General features: G+C 35.7%; 17 protein-coding genes. 5 read left to right on the forward strand and 12 right to left on the reverse strand.

Annotated elements, in window-relative coordinates; translation table 11 throughout:
• Positions 1-21: 21 nt before the first annotated feature.
• Positions 22-1,518: a xylulokinase gene (gene xylB / locus G5W_RS0105620; protein WP_010094935.1), complete on the reverse strand. Its 1,497-nt coding sequence runs from the start codon at positions 1,516-1,518 to the stop codon at positions 22-24.
• A gap of 30 nt (positions 1,519-1,548) precedes the next feature.
• Complete coding sequence (gene xylA, locus G5W_RS0105625; protein ID WP_010094936.1) at positions 1,549-2,874, reverse strand: xylose isomerase; 1,326 nt, start codon at positions 2,872-2,874, stop codon at positions 1,549-1,551.
• 149 nt (positions 2,875-3,023) lie between these two features.
• Here xylA and G5W_RS0105630 point away from each other — a divergent pair, with 149 nt between their 5' ends.
• Positions 3,024-3,641, forward strand: a complete 618-nt coding sequence (locus G5W_RS0105630; RefSeq protein ID WP_010094937.1) for a YesL family protein — start codon at positions 3,024-3,026, stop codon at positions 3,639-3,641.
• A 132-nt stretch (positions 3,642-3,773) separates the two neighbouring features.
• Here the strand turns inward: G5W_RS0105630 and G5W_RS0105635 are convergent, their stop codons facing one another.
• The 3 genes from G5W_RS0105635 to G5W_RS0105645 all read right to left on the reverse strand — a co-directional run bounded on the left by G5W_RS0105635 (position 3,774) and on the right by G5W_RS0105645 (position 6,894).
• On the reverse strand, positions 3,774-4,595 hold the full coding sequence (locus G5W_RS0105635) for a carbohydrate ABC transporter permease (RefSeq protein WP_010094939.1): 822 nt from the start codon (positions 4,593-4,595) through the stop codon (positions 3,774-3,776).
• Positions 4,596-4,610: 15 nt separating this feature from the next.
• Positions 4,611-5,489 carry a carbohydrate ABC transporter permease gene (locus G5W_RS0105640; protein WP_010094941.1) on the reverse strand — a complete coding sequence of 293 codons (879 nt, stop codon included), beginning with the start codon at positions 5,487-5,489 and terminating at the stop codon, positions 4,611-4,613.
• A 106-nt stretch (positions 5,490-5,595) separates the two neighbouring features.
• Positions 5,596-6,894: an extracellular solute-binding protein gene (locus G5W_RS0105645; protein WP_010094943.1), complete on the reverse strand. Its 1,299-nt coding sequence runs from the start codon at positions 6,892-6,894 to the stop codon at positions 5,596-5,598.
• 181 nt (positions 6,895-7,075) lie between these two features.
• Here G5W_RS0105645 and G5W_RS0105650 point away from each other — a divergent pair, with 181 nt between their 5' ends.
• Complete coding sequence (locus tag G5W_RS0105650) at positions 7,076-8,260, forward strand: ROK family protein (RefSeq protein ID WP_010094945.1); 1,185 nt, start codon at positions 7,076-7,078, stop codon at positions 8,258-8,260.
• A 104-nt stretch (positions 8,261-8,364) separates the two neighbouring features.
• Positions 8,365-9,969 (forward strand): glycoside hydrolase family 43 protein, encoded by a 1,605-nt coding sequence (locus G5W_RS0105655; RefSeq protein ID WP_010094947.1) that lies wholly within the window; start codon positions 8,365-8,367, stop codon positions 9,967-9,969.
• A gap of 56 nt (positions 9,970-10,025) precedes the next feature.
• Here the strand turns inward: G5W_RS0105655 and acsA are convergent, their stop codons facing one another.
• The 6 genes from acsA to G5W_RS0105685 all read right to left on the reverse strand — a co-directional run bounded on the left by acsA (position 10,026) and on the right by G5W_RS0105685 (position 17,805).
• A complete protein-coding gene (gene acsA / locus G5W_RS0105660; protein ID WP_010094948.1) occupies positions 10,026-11,741 on the reverse strand; it encodes an acetate--CoA ligase in 1,716 nt (571 codons plus the stop codon).
• Positions 11,742-11,991: 250 nt separating this feature from the next.
• Positions 11,992-12,969, reverse strand: coding sequence for a ring-cleaving dioxygenase (locus G5W_RS0105665; RefSeq protein ID WP_010094950.1), 978 nt, complete (start codon positions 12,967-12,969; stop codon positions 11,992-11,994).
• Positions 12,970-13,041: 72 nt separating this feature from the next.
• Positions 13,042-13,989 (reverse strand): ring-cleaving dioxygenase, encoded by a 948-nt coding sequence (locus tag G5W_RS0105670; RefSeq protein ID WP_010094952.1) that lies wholly within the window; start codon positions 13,987-13,989, stop codon positions 13,042-13,044.
• A gap of 87 nt (positions 13,990-14,076) precedes the next feature.
• Entirely contained in the window at positions 14,077-15,345 is a 1,269-nt protein-coding gene (locus G5W_RS0105675) for a diguanylate cyclase domain-containing protein (RefSeq protein WP_010094954.1), read from the reverse strand.
• 43 nt (positions 15,346-15,388) lie between these two features.
• On the reverse strand, positions 15,389-16,132 hold the full coding sequence (locus tag G5W_RS20535) for an EAL domain-containing protein (RefSeq protein WP_010094956.1): 744 nt from the start codon (positions 16,130-16,132) through the stop codon (positions 15,389-15,391).
• A 167-nt stretch (positions 16,133-16,299) separates the two neighbouring features.
• Positions 16,300-17,805, reverse strand: a complete 1,506-nt coding sequence (locus tag G5W_RS0105685) for a PAS domain-containing methyl-accepting chemotaxis protein (protein ID WP_010094957.1) — start codon at positions 17,803-17,805, stop codon at positions 16,300-16,302.
• A 493-nt stretch (positions 17,806-18,298) separates the two neighbouring features.
• On the opposite strand from G5W_RS0105685, the gene G5W_RS0105690 reads away from it, so the two are divergent.
• On the forward strand, positions 18,299-19,117 hold the full coding sequence (locus G5W_RS0105690) for a TraX family protein (RefSeq protein WP_010094959.1): 819 nt from the start codon (positions 18,299-18,301) through the stop codon (positions 19,115-19,117).
• A gap of 1,039 nt (positions 19,118-20,156) precedes the next feature.
• Here the strand turns inward: G5W_RS0105690 and G5W_RS0105695 are convergent.
• Positions 20,157-20,549: a DCC1-like thiol-disulfide oxidoreductase family protein gene (locus G5W_RS0105695; protein WP_010094961.1), complete on the reverse strand. Its 393-nt coding sequence runs from the start codon at positions 20,547-20,549 to the stop codon at positions 20,157-20,159.
• A 276-nt stretch (positions 20,550-20,825) separates the two neighbouring features.
• On the opposite strand from G5W_RS0105695, the gene G5W_RS0105700 reads away from it, so the two are divergent.
• On the forward strand, positions 20,826-21,302 hold the full coding sequence (locus G5W_RS0105700; protein ID WP_010094964.1) for a GNAT family N-acetyltransferase: 477 nt from the start codon (positions 20,826-20,828) through the stop codon (positions 21,300-21,302).
• Positions 21,303-21,305 lie beyond the last annotated feature (3 nt).

Raw genomic sequence — 21,305 nt, forward strand, 5'->3', positions numbered from 1 at the left:
TGAAAGCCTTGTTTTTTCTCATTACCTAAACTTAACTAATTGTTGATTAAGTTCTTTGGTTTTCCCATAAACTTCTTGGTAAATAGAAAACAATTCCTTATACTTTGCTACATTTTCTGGAATTGGGGTAAATGTACGATCCTCGATAATAAATTGCTCCGCACATTCTTTTAGTGAGTTAAACCAACGACATCCATAGGCAGCAAGGATTGCGGCACCCATACCTGGACCCTGTTCACTTTGAAGTCGCACAATGGAAGCATTAAAAATATCCGCCTGCATTTGTAACCATTCATCATTTTTAGCACCACCACCAATGGAAACAATGGTGTCTATTTTCTTTCCACTATTCTTAAATATAGTAATTGATTCATGTAGAGAAAATGTAATACCTTCTAGGACTGCACGGACAAAATGCTTACGCTCGTGAGAACTATCGACGCCAATAAAACTCCCACGAATAGTTGCATCTGCATATGGCGTCCTTTCCCCTACAATATATGGTGTATATAATAGTCCACTTGCACCTATTGGTACATCGTCAATAGCCGCCAATAGTTCTTCAAAGGATTCCTGTTTCGCAAAGGTGTCCTTAAACCATGTTAAGCTATATCCCGCTGCAAGTGTTACACCCATTGTATAAAACGCATCGGATGCTCCATGATTAAAATAATGTACCCTACCTTGAAAATCCTTATCTCCTGTAGCTTCATAGGTAAGAACTACGCCAGATGTTCCAATACTACATAATGTTTTTCCTTCTTCTAATATCCCAGCACCAATTGCACCACAAGCATTATCCGCACCGCCAGCAAATACACGAGTCTTGGAAGTTAGTCCAGTACTTTTTGCAATATCCTCTATTAAAGTTCCAACTTCCTCATGGGATTCAACTAATTGAGGACAAAGCTTGATATCTAGCCCTAAAAGTTCACAAATCTCATGACTCCACTTTTTTTCACTTACATTTAACAATAACGTCCCTGCCGCGTCTGAATAATCCATGTGTAATTGACCGGTAAGCCTATATCTTACATAGTCCTTTGGAAGAACGAACTTTCTTGCCATCCGAAATAAATCCGGTTCATGTTTCCTGACCCATAAAAGCTTTGGTAATGTAAAACCCTCTAAAGCTGGATTCTTTGTTATGTTTAGTAAACGCTCTTTCCCGACAACATCATAGACTTCCTGGCATTCTGCCGAGGTACGGGTATCGTTCCATAGAATGGCATTGCGTATAACTTGATTATTTTCATTGAGTAATACAAGCCCATGCATTTGTCCAGAAAAACTAATTCCTTCTATTTCCACTGGATCTCCAGAAAAATCTGTTAGTAAGTCTGTCAAACCAGCAACTGTTTGTTCTACCCAATCCTCTGGATCCTGTTCACTATAGCCCGATCTTGCTTGTATTAACGGATACGATTTGGAGACTTCCCGTTCAACCTCACCATTCTGATTAACGAGTAAAACCTTAACCGCACTTGTTCCTAAATCAATCCCGATAACATATTTCATTTCCGCACCTCAATATCCGAAGGTTCTTTCTTACTCTCCTGCATAGGCTCTTAACAAATATTGATTCATAGTTGCTTTTAATAACTCTAGTCGTCCTGATGTATGTTTTATATCTGTTAAACCTAATGCATAAGCTTCTAGCTTATGAAAATCAACTTTACCTTCTACAATGTCTAAACCAATTCCTTCATGGAAGCTACTATAGCGTTCTGCTATAAAGTCCTCTAATACGTGATCATCGATTAATTTTTGAGCAACCTTCAGACCTACTGCAAAGCTATCCATTCCTACAATATGGGCATGGAATAAATCTTCTGGTGTAAAAGAACCACGGCGAACCTTGGCATCAAAATTAAGTCCACCACGTCCAAGACCTCCGTTTTTAATGATTTCATACATCGCTAGGGTTGTAGTGTATAAGTCTGATGGGAACTCATCTGTATCCCATCCTAGTAACGGATGACCTTGATTGGCATCAACCGAACCTAGCATACCATTAACCCTGGCATATCGCAGTTCATGTTCAAATGTATGACCAGCTAGAGTTGCATGGTTTGCTTCAATATTAAATTTAAAATAATCTTGTAAATCATAGTGTTGCAGGAATGCATACCCACTAGCTACATCAAAATCGTATTGGTGAGAGGTAGGTTCCTTTGGCTTTGGTTCAATTAAGAACTGCGCATCAAAACCAATTTCTTTCGCATAATCAACTGCCATATGAAAGAATCGGCCTAAATTATCTAATTCCAACTTCATATCCGTATTAATTAAGGTTTCATATCCTTCACGCCCACCCCAAAAAACATAATTTTCTGCTCCTAATTCTTTTCCAATCTCTAAGCCCTTTTTCACCTTTGCTGCTGCATAGGCAAAAACATCTGCATGATTGGAAGATGCAGCACCATGAACAAAACGAGGATGGGAAAAATTATTTACCGTATTCCAAAGAAGTTTCGTCTTACTATCCTTCATATAATCCTTTATCATTGCCACAATTATATCTAAATTTTGATTGGATTCCCGTAATGTCCTTCCTTCTGGTGCTATATCAACGTCATGGAAACAAAAATACGGAACACCGAGTTTTTCAAAGAATTCAAATGCAGCCTCGACTCTGGCTTTTGCTAAATCCATTCCATTAAACTTATCCCAAGGGCGAATAGCAGTACCAATACCAAATGGATCAGACAAATCCTCTGTAAACGTATGCCAGTAAGCAACACCGAAACGTAAAAATTCCTCCATCGTACGTCCACCGATTTTTTCTTCTGGGTTATAAAATTTAAAAGCGTATGGATTACGAGATGATGGACCTTCATACTTTATCTTTTCAATTGATTGGAAATAGGACATTCTATTTACCTCCTAGTTATGATTTTTAATCGATTTCTCAAAACTTAATTTAACCACTCAACAAAGTGGGCAAAAAACACTATATTAAAATCAAACCATCATGTAGAATAAATCTATATACGTAACCTAGCCATCAAGGAGGTGCATAGATGAATGACACAAGTAGTAAGATTTATAATCTATTAGAATGGATTACGAGATTTGCTTATGTGAATCTATTATGGATTGGCTTCACTTTAGTAGGAGGAATCTTATTCGGTCTCTTCCCAGCAACGATCGCAATGTTTGCGATTACTAGAGATTGGCTAAGAGGCAAACCCGATATCCCTATCTTTCCATCATTTTGGAAATACTATAAACATGACTTTTTCAAAGGGAATAGGCTTGGAATTATTATTTTTCTCATTGCGGCCTTAATTGGAATTGATTTTTTCTTCATTCAATCCATTACGAATGAGTCATATGCTTGGCTGTCTATTCCTCTTTTTGCTTTTATGTTGCTGTTTATATTATTTTTGCTTTTCCTTTTTCCAAGCTTTGTACATTATGACGTAAAAGTAATCCAGTTAATGAAAAACGCATTACTCATCATGCTTATCAATCCACTACATAGCTTTCTCATTCTAATTGGATTAGTGTCATCCTATTTTCTTATGAAGTTCATTCCAGCATTATATTTCATCTTTGGTGGTAGTATTTATGCCTTTATTTGCATGTGGCTAGCACTACACGCCTTTCAAAAAATTGAACAACAGAAGACAATTTAAATCGTTATGAGGCTGAGACATAAGTATCTTGATGAAAATGTATGAGCAGTTCGGCTTGACTTAGATAGCCGTACCGGAAATCGTGCATGAATCATATTGCATTTCTGAACATACTTTGTCTCAGTCTCTTTGCTATCCTTTCACCGCACTCGCCGATATTCCTTCCACCACTTTATTACTAAAGAATATAAACGCTAGTAGAATTGGGAGCACACTAATAATTAGCGTTGCACCAATCGCACCCCAATCTGTCATGTACTGGCCAATAAAATTCTGAATTCCCACTGTTAGTGTTTTATACGCATCCGAACTAATAAATGTATTCACAAATACAAATTCATTCCAATTGTAGATCATATTAATAATCACCGTTGTCGACATGACTGGTGCTGTCATTGGTAATATAATCTTGAAGAACATCCGATGAATAGAGCAACCATCCATAATGGCAGCCTCTTCTATTTCACGTGGTAATGTGTAGTAAAACCCTAGTAAAATCATAATGGTTATTGGTAGATTATAGGCCGTATACGTTATCACAATAGACCAGGGATTATCAATCAGATCTACGTTTAAAAACATACTAAATAACGGGATAATAGCCGAATGGATGGGAATCATTAACCCAACCATAAACAAGCCTAATACTAGCTTACTTAATTTCCACTTCATTCGCGTAATGGCAAATGTCACCATACTAGCAAATAGAACTGTTAGGATAATCGCTACTGCCGTAATCCAAATACTGTTCCAGAAATAAGTCCCAATACCACCTTCCCATACTTTTACATAATTCTCCCATCTCAATTCAGAAGGTAAGGCAAAAGGAGAACCTGCAAAAATCTCTCGATTATCCTTTAAAGAGAAGAGGAATAACCAGATGATTGGAAAAACCTGAAACAGGGCAACCCCACCTAAACAGAGGTAGAGAAGAATGTAACCAATCCGCTTCATATATCTTTCCCTCCCTTAATATTGAATTTCCTCTTTTGATGCCGTAATTTTACGGATAACAATGGTAACGATTAAGGTAATAACTAATAGCAAGAACCCGATTGCACTTCCATACCCGAAATCTTTACTGCTAAACGCAAGCTTATACATATAAGAAGCCATTACTTCACTAGCACCATTTGGTCCCCCGCCTGTCATCACATAAATCAGGTCAAAATATTTCAGGGAGCCAACAACAGCAAGGACGATGGTTACTTTAACAATCCCCATTATTAATGGTAGTTTAATTCGATAGGCTATTTGCAATGGTGAAGCCCCATCAATTCTAGCTGCCTCAATAATGGATTCTGGGATATTTTTCAAAGCAGCATAATAAATCAAAATATAAAAACCTGCATATTGCCATAGAATTGGAACAAATATTGCAAATAACACAATAGATGTATCTGCGAGCCATGCAGGAGGATTTTCAACTCCAAGTACCATCAGAATATGATTTAACATTCCATTAGTCGGATTAAATACCTTAATCCAAAGCTGTGCAATTGCTACGGAGGATAAAAGCATCGGGATCAAGTATATTTTCCGCAGGAAGTCCGCACCTTTTATTTTGGAAGCTAAGATTAATGAGATAGCTAAATAAATTACTAAGCTTATTGTTGAGAAAATTGCTAATAGAAATGAATGCCAGGCACTATCCCAGAACTTCATGTCTTGGATGGCAGTTATATAATTTTCGAGCCCAATAAAATTCATCTCTCCTACTCCATCCCAGTCCATTAGGCCATAATATCCTGTTAGAATCAGCGGGATAAAGACTAGTACGGCAATCAGAAGGAGGGCAGGAAGAACATATAATGTAATAACCCATTTATTGGACATAACTTTGTTCATTTCATTCAACCCCATATCGTTAGAAATAGAAAAGGACCTTCCAGATGTAAGGATAAGTCCTTTTCTTTTATCACTGGATTTCATATGTTAGAATACTATTTCTCTACTATTCTTCCGCCGAAAGTGCATCCTCATGTGCTTTCGTAAATTCTTCTGGCGTTACTTCATTTCCAAATATTGCCTGAATCATATCTAAATGAACCTGTGCTGCGTCAGGGCTCATCTGAACATCTGCAAATAAGGTTAAATTACTAGCTGAGTTCAGATCATTAAGTACATCGACATACATTTGCGGAAGTTCTAAAGAATTTGCGTCCAATTTCGTTGCTGGAATTACGCCTGCCTCTGTTACAGACTTTTCTCCCCACTCTTGAACAAAGAATGAGACAAAGTCTTTTGCTTCTTCTTTTACATCGGAATCCTCAGCAACAAATAATCCTACTCCAGGTCCACCTACAAAGCTATTCATATCCCCTTTTCCATCAACTGTTGGGAAGTGGAAGTATCCAACAGAATCTCTAAATTCCTGAGGAACATCTTCGTTCGTTGTATAGTTCGGTAAATCCCAGGTTGCAATCAAATACATCGCTGCCTGTTCATTCATAAACATGCTTTTAGCTTCTTCATCTGCTAGACCATTAAATCCTTTAACGAAGGCATCCATTTCAACTAGATTTTGAACTTCCTCAGCCGCTTGCACTAAAGCTGGATCTTCGAATGAACCAGAACGATCAATTGCTTTCGTTAAAACATCTGATCCGCCAATTCGGTCTGCTAGGTACATATACCATAAAGAACCTGTCCAGCGGTCTTTGTTTCCAAGTGCAATTGGAGCAACACCATTGTCATTTAAGGTCTCAATTACTTGTTCTAATTCCTCTAATGTTTCTGGTGCTTCTAGACCATATTCTTCAAAGATTGCTTTATTATAAAAGATTGTTGCAATGTTTAACTCTAATGGTAAACCATATGTTTTTCCGTCTAGCGCATAAGCCTCTGCTGTCCCAGCAACAAAACTGTCTGCTAAATCGCCTTCTAGTAAATCATCTAATGTAGCAAACTTGTTTCCATTAACATAAGGCTCTAAATAACCTGCTGCCCATGTCATCCCAACATCAGGTAATTCGTCTGATGTTGACAATACTTGAATCTTATCCTTGTACTGTTCATTACTTAATACTTCTAGATCCACTTTCACCCCTGGATTGTCCGTCTCAAAATCCTCTATGATACCGTTTACAATTTCATAATGGGTTTTTGAACTGCCCTCCGGCCACAGGTGCATAAATTTTATAACTTTCGAATCACCATCACTTGAGGCATCGTCATCACTACAAGCAGCTAACACGAACACCAACGAGAATAACAAAATCACTAATTTTGTAATCGCTTTCTTACCTTTCATCACTTAACCCCCCCTTAAGTTTTAAAACAATTCTGCTTATTTCTAAGCTTTAAGTAAAGACTATCAAAAAACATTTTGTTTGTCTAGTGGATAAACTAAGTTTATAATCAAAATATAAAATGATATACTTAAAATCAGATTATGATAGTTTAAAATACATGTAGAAAGTGTGTTAGAAAATATGATAAAGAACAAAACGTGGAATCAGCATGTTGTCAAAAAGGAAAATAAATCATTAGTATTGGAAACGATACGAACACAATCCCCTATATCAAGAGCTTCTATCGCAACGGTTACTGGCCTAAACAAAGGAACGGTATCATCTCTGGTTAGTGATCTCCTGGACGAACATTTAATCTATGAATCTGGTCCAGGAGAGTCTAGTGGTGGAAGACGACCTGTCATGCTATTATTCAATCAATTAGCAGGCTATTCAATTGGTATTGATTTAGGAGTCAATTACCTTCTAGGAATACTAACTGACTTGGAAGGTAATATATGTTTAGAAAAACAGATCAAATTTAAAGATTTATCGTTCGAGGAAATAGTTGATGCATTATATGAGACTGTAGATTACTTGAAAGGTAATGCTCCCCCGAGTCCATATGGAATTATTGGTATTGGAATAGGGGTTCCAGGCACAGTTAGTAAAAGTGGCGAGATTTTACTCGCTCCAAACCTGGGGTGGAAAAATGTTGATTTAAAATCAATGATGGAAGAAAAGTATTCACTACCTGTTATTATCGAAAACGAAGCAAACGCAGGCTGCTATGGGGAAAAGAAATATGGTGCAGGTAAAGATCTAAACCAAATTGTATATGTAAGTGTTGGAATTGGTATCGGTGTTGGTTTAATTCTTAATGGAGAATTATACAAAGGAAATAATGGCTTTTCAGGTGAACTTGGTCATATGACAATCGAAATAAATGGAACTAAATGTCGATGTGGTAATGAAGGTTGCTGGGAGCTTTATGCATCGGAACAGGCACTTGTGAAAAATGCCAAAAATATGGGACTTCCAATACCGGAGGAGAAAGAACACACACTAGAAAGCTTAATTACACTTGCAGAGCAAGGAATCACAGATGCCATTGAACTATTCAACCAAATAGGCGATTACTTAGGCGTTGGAATCAATAATATCACGAACATCTTCAATCCCGAGCAAATTATAATTGGAAATCGAATGGCCTATGCAAAGGAATGGCTAACCGAACCTTTAATGAATCGAATTAAAAGACAAACACTATGGTTCCAACAGCAGGATCTAACGATTGGCTTTTCTGAGTTAACAACTCATTCTACCGCCCTAGGAATTGCTGCCTTTTCAGTAGAGAACTTTCTTTTGATGATTGAAAACAACTAGCTCATGTTGGTAATAAAATATCTCCAAGTGCCAATCATTTGGGGTTATTTTTTACATAGGAAAGTAAGCGCATTCACAACCGATATACAAAGGGAGGATTTATCATGACAATGATTCAAAACCCAATTTTGACAGGCTTTAACCCTGATCCAAGTATTTGCCGTGCAGGAGATGACTATTATATTGCCGTTTCTACCTTTGAATGGTTCCCTGGGGTTGGAATCTATCATTCTAAGGACTTAAAAAACTGGCGACTCGTTTCAAGACCTCTAAATCGTATCAGTCAGCTTAATATGATGGGGAATCCAGATTCTGGAGGTATATGGGCACCTGCGCTATCCTACAGTGACAGTAAGTTTTGGTTAATTTACACTGATGTGAAGGTTACCGAGGGACAATGGAAGGATTGCCATAATTACCTTGTTACTTGTGAAACTATCGACGGAGAATGGTCTGAACCAATCCATATCAATAGCTCTGGTTTTGATCCATCCCTATTTCATGATGATGATGGGAGAAAGTATTTTGTTAATATGTTCTGGGATCATCGAGTAGGCAATCATAACTTTTATGGTATCGTACTTCAAGAATACAGTGTAGAGCAACAGAAACTAATTGGCCCTACCAAAATAATTTTTAAGGGAACCGATATTAAGCTTACAGAAGCACCTCATATTTATAAAGAGAATGGATACTATTACCTTCTCACCGCAGAAGGTGGAACAAAGTATGATCATCAAGCGACAATGGCACGCTCTAAGGATTTATGGGGTCCATATGAAGTACATCCTGATAACCCGTTAATTACCTCATTCCCTTATCCTAGAAACCCATTACAAAAGGCTGGACACGCATCCATGGTTAAAACCCATACAGATGAATGGTTTTTAGTACACCTTACTGGAAGACCACTACCACGAGATGGTCAACCATTATTAGATCCTAGAGGATTCTGCCCACTCGGTAGAGAAACAGCTATTCAGCGCTTAGAATGGCGAGATGATTGGCCATATGTAGTTGGTGGTAATCAGCCTTCAATCGAAATAGAAGGTCCAAATATAGATGAAGTTCCATGGGAAAAAGACTTTGAGGAAAAGGATGATTTTAATGCAGAACAATTGAATCTGCACTTTCAAAGTTTACGGATTCCTTTAGGAGAGAAGATTGCCTCCTTAAAGGATAACCCAGATCATTTACGTCTTTACGGGAAAGAATCTCTCACATCCAAGTTTACACAGGCATTTGTGGCGAGAAGGTGGCAGCATTTTAATTTTACTGCCGAAACCAAGGTTGCCTTTCAACCAGAATCCTTTCAACAATCTGCGGGTCTAGTAAACTACTATAATACGCAGAACTGGACGACCCTTACAATTACTAGGCATGAAGACAAAGGTCGAATTCTTGAAGTACTAACCTGTGATAATTTTAGCTTTGACCTGCCCTTAAAAGGAATGGAGATTCCAATTCCAGATCATGTAGAATATGTTTATCTACGAGTAGAGGTACAAACCAATCACTACGAGTATTCCTATTCCTTTAACGGGGAAGATTGGGTAAAGATTCCATTATCTTTTGATTCGTATAAGTTATCCGATGATTATATTCAAGGTGGCGGGTTCTTTACTGGCGCATTTGTAGGAATGCATTGCATGGATACTTCTGGTAGAAATAAACATGCGGATTTTGATTATTTTATCTATAAATCATAAAAACTACTCATTAAAATTGTAAAACCCTCCAGATTAATAGAACTGGAGGGTTTTTCTTATGATTCCAATGTCGATGTATCACCAGTTGGAAGACCTAGCTCCCAGGACTTTAATAAACGACGCATAATTTTACCGCTTCTTGTTTTTGGAATCGAATCGCGGATTTCGATTTCACGTGGTGCAGCATGTGCACTTAAGCCAGTTTTTACAAACTGACGAATATCCTCTAAAAGCTCTGGTGACTCCTGATAGCCAGGGTTTAATGTAATAAATGCCTTAATAATTTCTCCGCGTTCTGGGTGTGGCTTTCCGATTACACCAGCTTCTGAAACTGCTGGATGCTCGATTAGCTTGCTTTCTACTTCAAATGGCCCTACACGTTCACCAGAAGTATTGATGACATCATCTAATCTCCCTTGGAACCAAAAGTAGCCATCTTCATCACGATATGCACTGTCTCCAGAAACATACCAACCATTAATAAAGTAGCTTTCATATTTACTCGGATTATTCCAGATAGCCCTCATCATCGATGGCCAACCTGCTTTAACTGCTAAATTCCCCATTTGATTCGGCGGAATTTCATTTCCTTCATGATCAACTATGGATGCCTCAATTCCTGGTATAGGTTTCCCCATCGAACCTGGGCGAATCTCTTCTGATGGTAAATTAACAATTAACTGTGCGCCAGTTTCGGTCATCCACCATGTATCATGGATCCTTAGCTTAAATGCCTTTAAGCCCCATGTAATGACTTCTGGATTAAGCGGCTCCCCGACACTCATGACATGACGTAGGGAAGAAAAGTCGTATTCCTTCACCAGTTCTTCCCCAGCACTCACCAGCATTCTTAATGCAGTTGGTGCTGTATACCAAACGGTTACATTATGTTTCTCTAATGTTTCATACCAATCTTCTGGTGAGAAACGTCCACCACGAACGACATTCGTTACCCCATGCAACCAAGGAGCAAATATGCCATAGCTTGTGCCTGTTACCCAGCCCGGGTCAGCAGTACACCAATACACATCATTTTCCTTTAGATCTAATACCCATTCAGCAGTAGTATAATGTTGAACCATTGCATGATGAACATGATAAACCCCTTTAGGCTTTCCTGTAGAACCGGATGTGTAATGTATTAACATTCCATCCTCTAAATCTACCCATTCGATATCAAAGTGCTCACTTGCCGTATCCATTTCCTCATAATAGTCAATATAGCCATCTGTTTCTTCAGAGCGATTTCCAACTAAAATGATTTTCTCCAAATGGGCTAAATCTGCCTGAGGAACACGCTCTAATAAGTCAGGTGTTGTAATCAGCATTCTAGCCTCACTATCCTGTAGACGGTCTCGGACAGCTTGTTCCATAAAAGCTTCAAATAACGGTCCAGCAACAGCACCTGTTTTCAAAATACCAAATAAACTGATGTAAAACTCTGGACTTCGTGGCAGGAATAAGAAGACTCGGTCTCCTTTATTGACCCCGTACTTCTTCAAGATGTTGGCAAACTGGTTACTTTGCTTACTAATATCAGAGAAGGTTAGAGACTCTTCTCTTCCTGGTGCAGAATATAAAAGTGCAACCTTATTCTTCTTGTTTGGGTCTTCAGCATGACGATCAATTGCCTCATACGCAATATTCACCTTACCTGTTTCATTCCAAGAGAAGTTTTTATAGGTATCCTCCCATTTAAATGTCGCTCGCATTTCATCATAATTCTGTAAGTTATAATCACCTTTAATTGCAGGTATGCGTTGCATGTCCATCCTATCACCTCTCCAGTAGATTGTGAAAACGATTACATTCTTTTTATTACGAAATATTTAAAACTTGAATTAATTTATATTCTAAAACACTTTTGGATAATTTTAAAGTGGATAGTGCTAATTTAATAGAATTTTTTATTAATTCAAGTTTTATAACTCTAGGTTTCTTGTCACAGATAGATTCATAATAACCAAAAAGCCCCCTATTCGTAGTTAGATAAACGAAAGAGGGCGATATAATTTGTTTTTTCTATTCTTTGATAAATTTCTTCGTACTTCTGACCGTATCAATTGGACGTACTAATTTTTCAATTTCTGCTCGTTTAGTCTCTAAGAATGGAGGTAAAGATAATTTTTCACCAAGCGTTTCATAAGGTTCATCTCCCATAAAGCCTGGGCCATCTGTCGCAAATTCAAAAAGTATTTGTGGTGCTACCCTAGCATATAATGACTCAAAGAAGTGGCGGTCAACATAACCTGATGTAGGGAATTCAAAACTATTCATCCGCTCAATCCATTCTTCTAAAACAGCTCGATCCTCAACACGGAATGCAGCGTGATGTACTGTTCCAAATCCTTGACGTGCAGGAGGCAAGACTACATTTTTCTCCACATAAATTTGCGCACCATTACCACCTTCGCCAACCTCAAATAAATGCAATGATCCTTCTTTAGCTATTTCTCTAAATAGAAGAACTTTCTCTAGTACTTCTTTAAAATAATCAAACTGTTCGATTCGTATATGAATTGGTCCTAAACCAGTAATTGCATATTCTAAAGGTACCGGGCCATTCTGCCATGGGGTCCCTGAAGCAACCCCTTCATTGTTTTCATCCGAGATTAATTGGTACTGTTGATCATCAAAATCAACAAAAGATAATGTTTTTACTCCGAATGTTTCTTTAATCCCTGTATGCTTTACTTTTAAACGATCAAAGCGTTTTATCCAATAATCTAATGCTGCATCTGTTGGCACTCGAAAAGAAGTTTTATAAATCTCATTTGTGCCATGCTCTCCTTTTGGAATACCTGGAAAGTCAAAGAATGTCATATCAGTACCAGCGCTACCTTTATCATCTGCGAAAAACAAATGATACGTTTGAATATCATCCTGATTGACAGTTTTCTTCACTAAACGCATTCCTAAAACATAGGTGAAAAATTCATAGTTTCTTTCTGCACTACTTGTAATAGCTGTAACATGGTGCATTCCTTTTAAATGGTTCATTTTATATACCTCCAATAGTTTAATATAAATGGTTACATGACATGTTCTACTAATTTGTTGAGAGTTAATTTTTTATTCCTTCTCTTCAATAGGTGTTAGTTTCGCTTCAATTTCTGCTCTCCGTTCCTCCAAAAATGGTGGTAAATCCAGTTTTCCTCCTAAATGTTCTACTTCCCCACCAACTGCAAATCCTGGTCCATCTGTTGCAATTTCAAAGAGAATTCCGTTTGATTCACGGAAGTATAAACTCTTAAAGTAATGCCGATCGACGACTCCTGAAGATTGGAAACCGTGTTGTTTCACTTTTTCATTCCAATACTTAAGCTCTTTATCGTCCTTAACGCGTATTGCTAGATGATGAATACTTCCACGGCCTGGTTTTTCCGAAGGACCATCCATATAATTAACGATAATTTCTCCAAATACTTCTCCCTGAATAGATTGAAAGACCGCTTCTCGCTCATTTCGGATAACTTCTATATATCCGAACATTTCTGTAAGTGTGTTCGCTAGCTTATCCATTCTACGGACTGTAATTTCAACAGGACCAATTCCTTGAATCTGATGTTCTGTTGGAACGTCAGATTCCCCCCACGTTTCCCAGTGCTCTACTTTTTCGCCGTTTGAAACTAACAGCACCAAACGAAGGCCATCGGGATCTTCAAATTTTAACGCAAGGCGATTAGCATACATTGTCAATCCACTATGAGTTACACCCCATTTCTCAAACCTAGTCTTCCAATAATGAAGACTGTCTTCTGATGGAACAAGTAATCCAATTCTAGTAATAGCGTTTGTCCCTGGATATGTCCTCCCAACTAAAGGAATTTCAAAAAATGTGAGTTCAGTACCTGGACTACCAGTTTTATCTCCATAGAACAAGTGATACATGGAAGGATCATCTTGGTTAACGGTTACCTTTACACGACGTAAACCGAGTACTTTTTGGTAAAAATGATTATTCTCATTTGCATTTTTGGTAATCATAGAAATGTGGTGGTGACCTGGTATGTTATACATTATTATTCCTCCCATTTATGCTTACTAGTGAAGTGATAACTATAAATTAATATCTCATTATCTATCTATTTATTTATTCTTTCATTTTTATCGAAAGTATTGAATTTGATTTCTTCTTTCCTTTGCTCGATAGAGTGCTTGATCTGCATGATAAATTAATGTTCTAGTGTCATTTCCATGTCTAGGGTATATAGAAACTCCTATGCTAGAAGTCACTTTCAATAACTTATCTCCTAGTTTATACGGCTCTTGAAACGCCCTATGAATTCTGTCTGTAATTCTATCAATTTCATTCCTTTCCTTTATACCACTTAATAAGACAAGGAATTCATCTCCTCCTACACGACATAGTTCATCTTGTTCGCGTACACTAGATTTTAACCTTTTAGAAAATTGGACGAGTAACGAATCTCCTGCATCGTGACCATAGGTGTCATTTATTGATTTAAATTTATCAATATCAATATACAAAATTGCAATTTTTTCCTCGTTCACTTCTGCTTTCTTCATAGACTCTGTTACCGTTTCTGTGAAAAGTCTTCTATTTTTAAAACCTGTTAATGGATCATGATATGCTAAGTATTCTAACTTAGATTCATACTGTTTCTTTTCAGTAACATCTCTAATTACTATCTGTAGGTCTGGTTTTTCCTTGCTTCCTATGGGAATTATCTTGATTTCTGCATATATCATATATCCATCTTTTCGAAGGATACCTCCCACAATAGTTTGAGGTTCTGGAACTTCTTTTTGTTTATATATACCATCAATTAAGTTTTGGATTTCTTCTTTACGATCACTCGAGACAAAATCCCAAATCGAGTTGCCTATTACTTCATCTACATTCCTTTTTCCAAATAGTCTAACCCCTGTTTCATTTACAAGATCGATTTTGCCGTTACATTGCTTGATAATAGTTTCTGGCAAATATTCAACTAACATTCGGTAGCAATATTCACTTTCCTCTAGCTTTCGTTGAATCATCATTTGTTCTGTGAAATCTTTATACATTGCTACAGCAAGTACTTTCTCATTATTAATTACACGATAAGAGGCTAGAATATCGAGTTCTTCCCCTTGTTTATTCTTTCGCTTAACAACCGTGTAAGGAAATTCTTTGCCTTCCTTCAGTTGTTTGATAAATATCTCATGTTCTTCCCTTGTCATATCCGCAATAAAGGGTGGAAAATCAATATTCCGTATATCATCTAAGTTCCAACCAAGCATATCCACAAATGCAGGATTACCGTATAATACAGATCCATTTTGTCCTAAAATAAATATGGCATCGGTAGTATTATTCCAAATTAGACCAAGTATATTGTCGTCAATTTCTTTCCCTAATGCTTTGAGCATTACTATCACCACCATCAAATTACTTTATATTTACATTGAATGATTAAACAACCTGCTCGGAGTTAGCTAGATAATAATTCAAAACCTGTGGTTTGCCTAAATGGTACCCTTGAGCATAACGTACCCCTAGTTTTTTAGCCGCTTGCAAATCTGCTTCATTTTCTATTCCTTCTAGTATCATAATCGTTTCTTCATCAATGAGATGAAATAATAGCTCTATTGCCTTTTGCTTTTTAGGAGAATTCGCTAAATCTCTTGAAAAGTATTGATCTAGTTTGACAATATTCGGTTCCAGCTCAATAACGTATGGAAGCGTTGACTCCCCTTTGCCAATATCATCCAATGCAATTAGAAAACCTTTGTTCTTAATTTCATCTACCATTCTTACACACATCTCTAATTCCGCTTCTTTTCTTTCTTCCGTTAATTCAAGCACAACAGAACCAGTAGTTAATTTCAGGGAAGATTTCAGTTGCTCTATTTTCTTAAAAGATGCTGGATTTCCAATAGTAGAAGGAAGAATATTTATAAATATATACAATCCATTCAAAGTGTTGGCCTTGTTATTGATGGTTTCAAAAGCTTTACGAATTGAATGCATATCCAATTCATATAACTGATTACTTTCTTCGGCCTTTTTCAATAATAATTCTGGGTTATTGAATTCTCTTGAACGTAGTAACATTTCATATCCAAATACATTATTTCTATCTAAATCAATAATTGGCTGAATGACGTGATAAATATCTAGATCATCCATTATATTGTTTCGATATTGATTAATCATAGTGTTTCCTACTCTCTTTTAATTGCCATAAGTAAGCAGACTTTATATAGACTAAAATTCGATTCAATAATCACCTATAGATGTATCTCGAATTCGAGATAAATTTAAGTAAAAAAATTTGGATTTAAAACTTATAATTTCAGGGTTAAGTCCTATACCAATTTATCTTACTCTAGTTTCTGTATCAACGATAACAAATTCCCTGACATCTCACGTATCGTTTCAGTTGAACTATTTATCTCTTCCGTAACAGCTGCCTGTGAACGAACCTTTCCACTCATTTTATTAATACTTGAAACAATATCGGTTACCGAATTATTAATATCCCCGATTATTTTCTCAATTTGTTCTACTGCAACAGATGTATTATTTGATAATTTTTGTACTTCCTGTGCAACAACACTAAAGCCTTTTCCATGTTCTCCAGCTCTTGCCGCTTCTATTGAAGCATTTAATCCTAACAATTTAGTATGATTCGAAATTTCTTTAATTAAATCGGTTATGGATATGGTCATTTCAATACATTGTTTTGCATATTCAGCTGACTTTGAAGTTAATTCATGCTCATGAGCAATATCGATTGCTTCCTTTGAAATATCATTGATATTATCAGCAAGTTCACCAAGATAATTTGTGAAATCATTCATTTCTCCTTCTACTTGCTCATCATAGTAATTTCGTTGAATCTCATGATTAATATCACGTAGTACACCAGAAACAAGAGTTGGATTCCCTTTTCGGTCACGAATTGCTTTGACTAACATACTAAACCACCGATTATTTTCTTTACTCAAGTTCATTCGGAATTTGATATTCAATTCTTCTTGAGTTGAATCATATAAATAGGTCATAAACGTGCTTTTTACTTGTTCTTGCTCCTCTTTAGAAATCAGATCCAACCACGACTCTAGTCTTGGTTCTAACTCGGCGTCTTCAATCCCTAATAAGCGTTTAAATTGAGGAGAATACCATATTTGACTATCTGAATTGTTAATGTCAAAAGCCATCCCCCATGATCCTTCTAACGTTGATACACTATACCCCAGTGATTTTTCCATTAATTCTAGTCGGGATAATAAATTCTGGATTCTTATCGTATTCATTTTATTTTCATGGATATTTACTAATGTACCGATATTACGATACGGAACCCCGGATTCATCACGTAAGGTTTTTGCTTTCGCGTGAAACCACTCGATGGCTCCGTCTTTTTTTACTCCCATATATTCTAAATCATAAGGTTTCTTCGTTTCTCCTAAATAATGCTTCTGAAAAGCATCTGTTACCGATTCAACTTCATCTAGCGCTACTGAGTCATACCAACTTTGAAATATATTAGGAAAATCCTCTTCATTTTTATAACCTAAGGACTCTCTAAAAATATGATTATAATAATTAGAATCAGATGGAATACCATTTTTAATATCTAAATCCCAAGTCCCAATTCCATTAAGTTCCGTAACAATTTGGTGTTTTACATAAAGATTATTATATTTTGTTTGTAACTGATCTAGTAATCCATTTATAGCAACTACTAATTCTTGCATTACTTTATCATCTGGTTGAAATGCTAATCTCTCTAATAAAGGCTCCTTAGATTGGCTCTCTTGTTTGAGCACTTCTATATGATTAATTAACCTATTAATTTCCTTAATTAGTTCTTTTCTAAACAAGCCATTTCCTCCTTCTTGTACTATACAAAATATCGTAAAAATATCTCTAATTAAGAATACCTAAATTAAAGATAATCTTTTACTTCTTTTATGTCAACAAAATGAATTGGACGATGTGCTATTACCATCACAACCAAATAAAGATGGTCTTAAATAAAAAAAGGCTGGTACTAAAAGGATAATTTCCTCTTTAATGCCCAACCTTTTTTTATTTTTCTTAGTACGCCTTACGTTTTATCCTTAAAAAATTATGTACAAAATTTCTTGATTCGATTGGAGGCTTTCAGGGATTTACATTATTTATAAACAACTTTAATGAATCTTCGATAATATTAAATAGGATTATATTTTAATAGGAGGAAACAGTGTAACGAAAAATATAAGTACTAGGGGTTTTAGCAGCCAGGTTGCTTACTGATTCTGTAAAAAACGTGTCAGCAGAAATTAACGTAAGAGGTCTTTAACGGTGAAAACGCAGTAAGGGAGATTGTATATGACTACTACTAAACTGAAAATACTTGCCTTAATCACAATGCTTATCGACCATTTTGGGCAATTTATCCCGGATACACCGGATTGGTTTCGATGGATAGGTAGAATCGCTGCCCCTATTTTTATATATTGTGTTGTTATTGGTTACAAGCATACATCTAATAGAAAGAAGTACCTTACCCGCTTATATTTATTTGCTGTAGGCATGGCCATATTAAACTTGTTTATCAACAACCAGGTCTATTACAATTCTGTTAGAGGAATAATTGACATTAATGACTATTATATTACAAATAATTTCTTTGCTCCGTTATTTTTCATTGCATTCTTAATTTTATTATTGGAAAAAAGAAAGATAACTTTTATCGTTATACTTTTCATATGGCAAATTATCTCTGTAATAATATTTTTTATTCTTGTCGAAGGATCCGAAATATTGGTTCCAAGTGATGTAATGCCAACTTATCTTTTTCTTGGAGCCGTATTCGGAAATGTTGCGCTTATGGAGGGCGGTATTCTTTTTATTTTACTAGGAGCTTTTTTCTACTATTCGGATGAAAATAAGGCTAAGATTGCAATTGGATATTTATTATTCAGTATAGTTATTCTTCTAATTAATCATAAGTTGCATCCACTGGCATTTTCGGGTTTTGTCTCATTTTTATTCCCCTTTATGGATTTCCAATGGATGATGGTTTTTGCCTTACCTTTTATTTTGTTATACAACGGTAAAAGAGGATTAGGGTTAAAATACTTTTTCTATGTTTTTTATCCTACACACATTGTTATACTCTATCTGATTGGACTATACTTAAGATAGTTTACATTAAATAGCTCCTCCAATTTAGCTTCAATTTGGATAAAATTTAAATAATATAAAAAAAACCTTGCTACAGCAAGGTTTTAATGATGCCCACGGCAGGATTCGAACCTGCGACACACGGTTTAGGAAACCGAGTTATATAATTGTGTCCTGTTAAGTTTCATTATAAATCATTGATACAAACAGGTTTTATAAGATTTTCCTTAGGTAACGTTTTAGTTTTTTGTGTAAAATTTGTTTAATTGGGTCCCAACTATGTCCCAATTAGAACAGGACCTTTAAAATATTAATACTTACGATTTTAAATAGATATTTAATAAATTGCCTATCGGAGCAAAAATATTGCACCAGAAGAAAGAAAAGATATCTTATTTATCGAGTATGACATGATAGAAAAACTATATCTACTTTAACTTACGAGTAAGAATTCTTCTTTAATGTGATGATTGACTAGGACAATTTTAAACCGATAATGATGACAAGGATCTAGCTTTTTGTTTTCGTAATTGTATTGCTGCTACTTTGTACTAAATACTTTATGCAAAGAATGAGGACATTGAATTAAATACGCCTGATACATATTCCATTTATTATTTGTTTACAGTCATGAATTTCTCGATTCCATTTATTGGATGGATACTTATCTATTTGGTATCTAATTTTTGTCCTCCAATTTATTATTCACTGACACTGTTAGCTATATTTATTATAATTATAAAATCTAATTTCACTATTAAAGCAAATAAGGTATATTTTTAAAATAGTGGCACATCCAAAAACTGAATTAATAACTAAGTCATTATTTAGGATTTTTCCTATATAACTGAAATCTATTAAGTTGTTATTCCTTGACATCATTATTAACCAAGATAATCCTAGGGAAGCTAGAATGAATAATACAAAGCCTATCATAAAAAATAGTAATTATTACCCATAGAAAAAGAATCCATTTTGGTCAAAGTAATTCCAAAATGGATTCTTTTAATTATAAGTAATATGTGCGGTATGATGTGATCTTAAATATCTAAGAAGTCTACTATTTATCAGCCGAATTTACCGGTAGTTTGCAACCACTCTCTGTGCAATGACCTACAGGGACAATCAAGCGACGTTCGGCCACAAAATCATAACAGATTTGCCCTAACCCTAAAGCATTCAGTAAATACAAGAACGGAAGAAGTGGCATTAATAACGGTACACGTTGTAATATTGTTTTGATACCATATATTCCAATAGTTATTTTTCCGGTTGATAAATCTTTAACATGCATCCTTTTATTTAACTCATCAATATCAATGCCATTCACTTCATTATTCCTAAAATCAATGAACGATAACTTTTTTAACCAGTCTAGTTTTTGGAAATTGGCTTTCACACTGTGACAAAATGAACAATATCCATCATAGTAAACTTCAACTTTATGAAACATCACATATCTCCCACTTTTCTTCAATAGTTTATTCACAACAAAATAATTTTTGATAGCAGGATACCTAGACTTTTTTATCCAATTATTTCACTTATTTTAAATATACATTAACATTAGCGTGAGTATTTAGTCAAATTTGAAAACTTTTAAAAATATGGTATTATTAAGTCAAAATTTAGTAATAATTTTCACGAATTGCTACGTAAAACTGTAATTGATGCAGGCACCGTATTTTTTGGGCCAGCAAGAATTAGTAGAGTCATTGGAGGGATATCTATGATAAATTTGGTTCGAATGAACGAAGAACAGTATAAAAGATTCTTCGAAGAGACAGTCAAAGAGTATGCAGAAGAAAATGTGAAAGAAGGCAGATGGAAACAATCAGAATCTATTGAACGAGCAACCAAAGAAACAAATGAACTATTACCTAAAGGTATTCATACGGATGGGCATTACTTGTGTACATTGCAGCATGAAGAAGTAGGCCCAATAGGCACGATTTGGTATGAAATCAGAGAAAAAAATGGTGATAAGCAAGCTTTTATATACAGCATTATGATAGACGAAGAATTTCAAGGCAAGGGATATGGAAAACAGTCACTTATTGCATTTGAAACAGAACTTGTCTCGATGGATGTAATTTCAATTGGGTTACATGTTTTCGGTCACAACAAACGTGCATATCAGTTGTATACCAAGATGGGGTATATTCCAACAAGCATTAAACTGAAAAAAGATCTAAAGAACAAATAAAAC

The organism is Ornithinibacillus scapharcae TW25, from assembly GCF_000190475.1.
GTDB lineage: Bacteria > Bacillota > Bacilli > Bacillales > Amphibacillaceae > Ornithinibacillus > Ornithinibacillus scapharcae.

Coding starts and splice junctions, on each gene's coding strand:
- acsA (WP_010094948.1), bottom strand. CDS start 11,741: ATGGACATGCAACGCATACCTGCAATTAAAGGTGATTATAACTTACAG.
- G5W_RS0105695 (WP_010094961.1), bottom strand. CDS start 20,549: ATGTTTCATAAAGTTGAAGTTTACTATGATGGATATTGTTCATTTTGT.
- G5W_RS20535 (WP_010094956.1), bottom strand. CDS start 16,132: ATGATTAATCAATATCGAAACAATATAATGGATGATCTAGATATTTAT.
- G5W_RS0105655 (WP_010094947.1), top strand. CDS start 8,365: ATGACAATGATTCAAAACCCAATTTTGACAGGCTTTAACCCTGATCCA.
- G5W_RS0105700 (WP_010094964.1), top strand. CDS start 20,826: ATGATAAATTTGGTTCGAATGAACGAAGAACAGTATAAAAGATTCTTC.
- xylA (WP_010094936.1), bottom strand. CDS start 2,874: ATGTCCTATTTCCAATCAATTGAAAAGATAAAGTATGAAGGTCCATCA.
- G5W_RS0105645 (WP_010094943.1), bottom strand. CDS start 6,894: ATGAAAGGTAAGAAAGCGATTACAAAATTAGTGATTTTGTTATTCTCG.
- G5W_RS0105635 (WP_010094939.1), bottom strand. CDS start 4,595: ATGAAGCGGATTGGTTACATTCTTCTCTACCTCTGTTTAGGTGGGGTT.
- G5W_RS0105630 (WP_010094937.1), top strand. CDS start 3,024: ATGAATGACACAAGTAGTAAGATTTATAATCTATTAGAATGGATTACG.
- G5W_RS0105665 (WP_010094950.1), bottom strand. CDS start 12,969: ATGAACCATTTAAAAGGAATGCACCATGTTACAGCTATTACAAGTAGT.
- G5W_RS0105640 (WP_010094941.1), bottom strand. CDS start 5,489: ATGAACAAAGTTATGTCCAATAAATGGGTTATTACATTATATGTTCTT.
- xylB (WP_010094935.1), bottom strand. CDS start 1,518: ATGAAATATGTTATCGGGATTGATTTAGGAACAAGTGCGGTTAAGGTT.
- G5W_RS0105670 (WP_010094952.1), bottom strand. CDS start 13,989: ATGTATAACATACCAGGTCACCACCACATTTCTATGATTACCAAAAAT.
- G5W_RS0105690 (WP_010094959.1), top strand. CDS start 18,299: ATGACTACTACTAAACTGAAAATACTTGCCTTAATCACAATGCTTATC.
- G5W_RS0105675 (WP_010094954.1), bottom strand. CDS start 15,345: ATGCTCAAAGCATTAGGGAAAGAAATTGACGACAATATACTTGGTCTA.
- G5W_RS0105650 (WP_010094945.1), top strand. CDS start 7,076: ATGATAAAGAACAAAACGTGGAATCAGCATGTTGTCAAAAAGGAAAAT.